Source organism: Actinomadura sp. BRA 177, from assembly GCF_013372625.1.
Taxonomy (GTDB): domain Bacteria; phylum Actinomycetota; class Actinomycetes; order Streptosporangiales; family Streptosporangiaceae; genus Spirillospora.
In genome coordinates this window covers 1-6,388 of sequence record NZ_JABXFD010000171.1, presented here as the reverse complement: position 1 = coordinate 6,388, position 6,388 = coordinate 1, and the positions used below count along the sequence as shown (strand labels likewise).

At 73.8% G+C, this 6,388-nt stretch carries 4 protein-coding genes and 1 pseudogene; all 5 read left to right on the top strand.

Annotated elements, in window-relative coordinates:
* Window positions 1–280 precede the first annotated feature (280 nt).
* Complete coding sequence (locus tag HUX53_RS05760; RefSeq protein WP_176402129.1) at window positions 281–1,078, top strand: TlyA family RNA methyltransferase; 798 nt, start codon at window positions 281–283, stop codon at window positions 1,076–1,078.
* Between the two features lie 112 nt (window positions 1,079–1,190).
* A pseudogene (locus tag HUX53_RS05755) lies at window positions 1,191–2,072 on the top strand (NAD kinase); the annotation flags it as partial.
* A 217-nt stretch (window positions 2,073–2,289) separates the two neighbouring features.
* The gene (recN, locus tag HUX53_RS05750) at window positions 2,290–3,996 is read left to right on the top strand and encodes a DNA repair protein RecN (RefSeq protein ID WP_176402128.1); all 1,707 of its coding nucleotides are present in this window, start codon (window positions 2,290–2,292) and stop codon (window positions 3,994–3,996) included.
* A 94-nt stretch (window positions 3,997–4,090) separates the two neighbouring features.
* On the top strand, window positions 4,091–5,377 hold the full coding sequence (gene steA, locus HUX53_RS05745; protein ID WP_176402127.1) for a putative cytokinetic ring protein SteA: 1,287 nt from the start codon (window positions 4,091–4,093) through the stop codon (window positions 5,375–5,377).
* A complete protein-coding gene (locus HUX53_RS05740; RefSeq protein ID WP_176402126.1) occupies window positions 5,374–6,330 on the top strand; it encodes a copper transporter in 957 nt (318 codons plus the stop codon). Before steA ends, HUX53_RS05740 begins: the two co-directional genes overlap by 4 nt.
* The last annotated feature ends 58 nt before the right edge of the window (window positions 6,331–6,388 follow it).

Here is a 6,388-nt window from a genome sequence, read left to right as displayed (position 1 = left end):
TGTGTGCGTGCTGATGCGGGGCTCTGAGTAATGTGTGCGTCGCGTCCTCTTTTTGTTCGATGCTCCGCCGACCACCGAGATCGACCCGCGCCTCTTCGTCGGCAGCGTCAGATGGGTATAGGAGACAGCCCCGACTCCCTCCGCCCCCGCCCGTGAGGGCACGCGCGAGGGGCGCGGCGCCGCCTGGACTGAGGAGCGCGCGCAGCGACGAAGGAGCGAGCACGCGACGAGGGAAGGCGGCGCCGGCCGGCGCCCCGAGCCGCCGAGCGGAGGCGAGGCCATGAGACGCCGCTTGGACGCCGAGCTGGTGCGGCGGAAGCTGGCGCGGTCGCGGGAGCAGGCCGGGCAGCTCATCGCCGACGGCCGGGTGCGGGTCGGCGGGCAGCGGGCGGCGAAGGCCGCGACGCAGGTCGAGGCCGGGGCCGCGATCGTCGTCGAGGAGGCCGCGGACGGCCCCGAGTACGTGTCGCGCGGCGGCCACAAGCTCGCCGGCGCGCTCAAGGCGTTCCCGGGCCTGGAGGTCAAGGGGCGCACCTGCCTGGACGCGGGCGCCTCCACCGGCGGGTTCACCGACGTCCTGCTGCGGGCGGGCGCCGCGCACGTCTACGCGGTCGACGTCGGCTACGGCCAGATCGCCTGGTCGCTGCGCACCGACGACCGGGTCACCGTCATGGAGCGGGTCAACATCCGCGAGCTGGAGCCCGGGACCCTCGGCGACCCGCCGCCCGACCTGGTCGTCGGCGACCTGTCGTTCATCTCGCTGAAGCTCGTGCTCGGGCCGGTGCGTCAATGTGTCGCACCCGGCGCCGACTATTCGGTGATGGTGAAGCCTCAGTTCGAGGTCGGGAAGGACCGGGTCGGCGCCGGCGGTGTGGTCCGCGACCCGGAGCTGCGCGCGGACGCCGTGCGGGGCGTCGCCGAGCATGCGGGCACGCTCGGCCTGGGCGTCCTCGGGGTGACGGCGAGCCCGCTGCCGGGGCCGTCCGGGAACGTGGAGTACTTCCTCTGGCTGCGGGCAGGTGCTCCGCCGCTCGGCGACGAGGCGCTGGCGAAGGCGATCAAGGAAGGCCCGCAGTGATCGGCGACAGTCTCCGGAACGTACAGAGGGCGTCCGAACCGGGAACGTCCGCACAGGGGACGTTCGTCCAGACGTCTGTACGCGGGAGCGCGTCGGGGAGTGGGGCGAGCGCATGAGCACAAGGTCGGTGCTGGTCGTGACGCACACCGGGCGGCCGGAGGCCGTCCGCAGCGCGCAGCTGGTCATCGAGCGGCTCGGCGAGGCCGGGATCCGGGTCCGGGTCCTGGACGACGAGGCCGCGCAGATCGGCCGCACGGGCGTGCAGGTCATGCCCGGCACCGCGGCGGCGGCCGACGGCGCCGAGGTCGTCATGGTGCTCGGCGGCGACGGGACGCTGCTGCGCGCCGCCGACCTGACCCGCACGTCCGGCACCCCGCTGCTCGGCGTGAACCTCGGCCACGTCGGGTTCCTCGCCGAGGCCGAGCGGGAGGACCTCGCCGCCACCGTCGACCGCGTGTGCGACCGCCGCTACGAGGTCGAGGAGCGGATGACGATCGACGTCACCGCCCGCCGCAACGGCACCGTGATGGGGACGACATGGGCGCTGAACGAGGCCAGCATCGAGAAGGCCGAGCGGGAGCGGATGCTGGAGGTCGTCGCCGAGATCGACGGCCGCCCGCTGTCGAACTGGGGCTGCGACGGGGTGGTGGTCGCCACCCCGACCGGCTCCACCGCCTACGCGTTCTCCGCCGGCGGGCCCGTGGTGTGGCCGGAGGTCGAGGCGATGCTGGTCGTGCCGATCAGCGCGCACTCGCTGTTCGCCCGCCCGCTGGTGGTGTCGCCGCGCTCGTCGGTCGCCGTGGAGGTGCTGCCGGACACGCCCCGCGCCGTCCTGTGGTGCGACGGGCGCCGCACGCTCGACCTGCCGCCGGGCGCGCGGGTGGAGGTGCGCCGCGGCGCGGAGCCGGTGCGGCTCGCGCGGCTGCACCTCACCCCGTTCACCGACCGGCTGGTCACCAAGTTCGGGCTGCCAGTGACGGGCTGGCGGGGGCGGGTCCGGCAGCCGTCCCGGCCGTCCCCGCCGCTGGCGGATTCGCAGGTCGGGGACGCTCCCGCGGCGGGCGGCATCGCCGGGTACCCGGGGTCGGGACCGCTGCCGGACGGCGGTCCCGGCGGATCGGGCGGGGGAGCGTCCGGCGGTCAGAAGGGATAATCTCCACAGGCGCTGCTCGGGGATCTGTTTGCGGAGGGTTGTGACGCCGGTGCGTCCGATGGTCGATGAGGTGCGGATCCAGGGCCTCGGGGTGATCGACGAGGCCGTGCTCGATCTGTCGCCGGGCTTCAACGTGGTGACCGGGGAGACCGGGGCGGGCAAGACCATGGTGGTCACCAGCCTCGGGCTGCTGTTCGGCGGCCGCGCCGACCCGCAGCGGGTCCGGCCGGGCGCGGGACGCGCGACGGTGGAGGGCCGGATCGCCGTCGATCCGGGCGGCCGTGCGATGGAGCGGGTCGAGGAGTCCGGCGGCGAGCTGGACGACGGCGCGCTGATCATCAGCCGGTCGGTGTCGGCGGAGGGCCGCTCCCGCGCGTTCCTCGGCGGCCGGTCCGTCCCGGTGAGCGTGCTGATCACCCTGGCGGACGACCTGGTCGCCGTGCACGGCCAGTCCGACCAGCAGCGGCTGCTGCAGGCCGGGCGGCAGCGCGCCGCGCTCGACCGGTACGCGGGCGGCGCGCTGACCAAGCCGATGCGCGCCTACACCAAGGCCTACCAGCGGCACCGGCAGGTCACCGCGCTGCTGGAGGCGCTGACGACGCGGGCGCGCGAGCGGTCCCAGGAGGCCGACGTGCTCCGCTTCGGCATGGAGGAGATCGAGAAGGTCGACCCGAAGGACGGCGAGGACGCGGACCTCGCCGCCGAGGAGGAGCGCCTCGGGCACGCCGACGCGCTGCACGGCGCCGCCGACACCGCACATGAGGCGCTGCTGGGCGACCCCGCCGCCGCGTTCGAGGCGGCGAACGTGACGAGCCTGCTCGGCCAGGCCCGCAACGCCCTCGACGCCGTCCGCGACCACGACCCGGAGCTGGCGGCGCTCGCCGACCGGCTCGCCGAGGCCGGCTACCTCGTCTCCGACGTCGGCACCGACCTCGCGTCCTACGCCGAGTCCGTGGACGCCGACCCGGCGCGGCTCGCCGCCGTCCAGGAGCGGCGCGCGGAGCTGACCGCGCTGATCCGCAAGTACGGCGGGACGGAGGCGACGGCCGCGGAGGTCCTGGAGTGGGCGCGGACGGCGGCGGCCCGGCTCACCGAGCTGGAGGGCGACGACGATCGCATCGAGGAGCTGCGCGCCGAGCACGCCGAGCTGACCGAGCGGCTGGCCGCCGAGGCGGGGGAGCTGACCGCGGTCCGCACCCGCGCCGCCGAGCGGTTCTCCGGTGCCGTCACCGAGGAGCTGACGGCCCTGGCGATGCCGCACGCCCGCGTCTCCGTCACGGTGAACCCGGCCGGCGACTACGGGCCGCACGGCGTCGACGAGGTCGAGGTGCGGCTCGCGCCGCACCCGGGGTCGCCGCCGCTGCCGCTGCACAAGGGCGCCTCCGGCGGTGAGCTGTCCCGGGTGATGCTGGCGATCGAGGTCGTGTTCGCGGGCGCCGACCCTGTCCCGACGTTCGTGTTCGACGAGGTCGACGCCGGCGTCGGCGGCAAGGCGGCGGTGGAGATCGGGCGGCGGCTGGCGCGGCTGGCCCGCAACGCCCAGGTGATCGTCGTCACGCACCTGCCGCAGGTCGCCGCGTTCGCCGACCAGCACCTGCTGGTGGAGAAGTCCGACGACGGCACCGTGACCAGCAGCGGCGTCACCGCCCTGGACCGGGAGGGACGGGTGCGGGAGCTGTCCCGGATGCTGGCCGGCCTGGAGGACTCCGAGCTCGGCCGCGCGCACGCCGAGGAGCTGCTCGCCATGGCCGCCGACGAACGGTAACCAGTCCAATAACTACAGACGGTACACGAGTGGACACGCCTGGACAGTCGTCCTTTCCGGCGTTCACTCCCGCGCTCTGGCAGGATGGTTGGCGATGAACGACCCGTCACCCACCACCGAGCCCAGCGCCGAGGCAGGCCCCGAACCGGGTACGGAACCGGGCGCCGACCGCGGCGTCCGGCCGGCCCGGAAGCTGCCGCGGCGCGTCCTCGCGCTCGGCCGGGGCCGCGAGGACGGCCGGACCGGGGTGAGCGCCACCGCCCGGCTCGACCGCCGCACCAAGGACCTGACCAAGCGGCTGCAGCCCGGCGACATCGCGGTGATCGACCATGTCGACCTCGACCGCGTCAGCGCCGAGGCGCTGGTGTCGTGCGAGGTCGGCGCCGTGGTGAACGTCGCGCCGAGCATCTCCGGCCGGTACCCGAACCTCGGCCCGCAGATCCTCATCGAGGCCGGCATCCCGCTGGTGGACGACGTCGGCCCGGAGATCTTCGGCAAGCTGCGCGAGGGCGACCAGGTCCGCGTCGAGGGCCCCGCCGTGCACCGCGGCGAGGACGTCGTCGCCAAGGGCACCGAGCAGACGGCCGAGACGGTCGAGACGGCGCTGACCGAGGCCAAGGCGGGGCTGGCGTCCCAGCTGGAGGCGTTCGTCGCCAACACGATGGAGTACGTCAAGCGTGAGCGCGACCTGCTCATCGACGGCGTCGGCGTCCCGGACGTCACCACGAAGATCAACGGCCGGCACGCGCTGATCGTCGTCCGCGGCTACCACTACCGCGAGGACATCGCGACGCTGCGGCCCTACATCCGCGAGTACCGTCCCGTGCTGATCGGGGTGGACGGCGGCGCCGACGCGCTGCTGGAGGCCGGCTACCGCCCCGACATGATCGTCGGCGACATGGACTCGGTGTCCGACGACGCGCTCACCTGCGGCGCCGAGATCGTCGTGCACGCCTACCGGGACGGCCGCGCGCCCGGCCTGAAGCGCGTCCACGAGCTCGGGCAGGAGGCCGTCGTGTTCCCGGCCACCGCCACCAGCGAGGACATCGCGATGCTGCTCGCCGACGACAAGGGCGCGACGCTCATCGTCGCGGTCGGCACGCACGCCAACATGGTGGAGTTCCTCGACAAGGGCCGCGCCGGCATGGCCAGCACGTTCCTCACCCGGCTCCGGGTGGGCAGTAAACTCGTCGACGCCAAGGGCGTCAGCAGGCTGTACCGCAGCCGGATCTCCACCTGGTCGCTGCTGTTCCTCGTCCTCGGCGCCTTCATCGCCATCGTCACCGCCGTCGCCATGTCACCGGCGGGGGACGTCATCAGTCCCCTGATCGCCGACCGCTGGCACGCCTTCGTCTTCTGGCTGACCGGACTCTTCACGTGATCGATTTCCGTTACCATCTCGTCTCCATCGTCGCGATCTTCCTCGCGCTGGCGCTCGGCATCGTGCTGGGCTCCACCACGCTGTCGGACTCGGTGAGCGACACGCTGCGCCAGCAGGCCAACTCGGCGGCCAAGACCGCCCAGCAGGCCCGGCTCGCGCAGCGCGACCTGCAGCACCGGGTGAACGGCCAGGAGCAGTTCACCAACGTGCTGTCGCCGCAGCTCGTCGCGAACCGGCTGAAGGGCCAGTCGGTCGTGCTGATCGAGACGCCGGGCGCCGGCAACGACAGCATCGAGCAGGTCAGCGAGCTGGCGAAGAACGCCGGCGCCGCCGTCACCGGGCGCGTCACGATCCAGAAGAAGCTCCTGGACGACGACCAGCAGACCACCGTGGACGAGCTGTCCACGCAGCTGAAGGCCGACGAGGTGACGTTCCCCGCCGACGCGAGCCCCTACGACAAGGCGGGCGCGGTGCTGGCGAACGCCCTCGTCACCAAGGACCCCGCCAAGTCCGGCCGCGAGGACGCCGTCGGCGGCGCCGTCCTCAACGGCTTCAAGGAGGCCGGGTACGTCACCACCAGCGGCAAGCCCGGCCAGCACGCGACGCTCGCCGTCATGGTCGCGCCCGCCGCCCCGTACGCCTACGACGGCGGCGACACCGACAACAAGGCACTGATCTCGCTGGCCGCCGCCCTCGACGCCGCCGGGCGCGGTACCGTCGTCGGTGGCCCGCCGACCTCCGCACAGGAGGGCGGGCTGATCGCGGCGCTGCGCGACTCCGACGCCGGGGACTCGGTCTCCACCGTGGACGTGGTGGACACCCCGTCCGGGCAGGTCGTGACGATCCTGGCGCTGCAGGAGGAGATCGGCGGCAAGTCCGGGCAGTACGGGACGGGCGCCGGCGTGAGCGGCTACCTGCCCTCGCCCGCGCCCACGGCGGGGAAGAACGGGTGACCTGATGAGACGAGGCATCGCCAGGGGCGCGCGGCTCGCGGCGGGCGCCCCTGGCGAT

Coding starts and splice junctions, on each gene's coding strand:
- HUX53_RS05760 (WP_176402129.1), top strand. CDS start 281: ATGAGACGCCGCTTGGACGCCGAGCTGGTGCGGCGGAAGCTGGCGCGG.
- steA (WP_176402127.1), top strand. CDS start 4,091: ATGAACGACCCGTCACCCACCACCGAGCCCAGCGCCGAGGCAGGCCCC.
- recN (WP_176402128.1), top strand. CDS start 2,290: ATGGTCGATGAGGTGCGGATCCAGGGCCTCGGGGTGATCGACGAGGCC.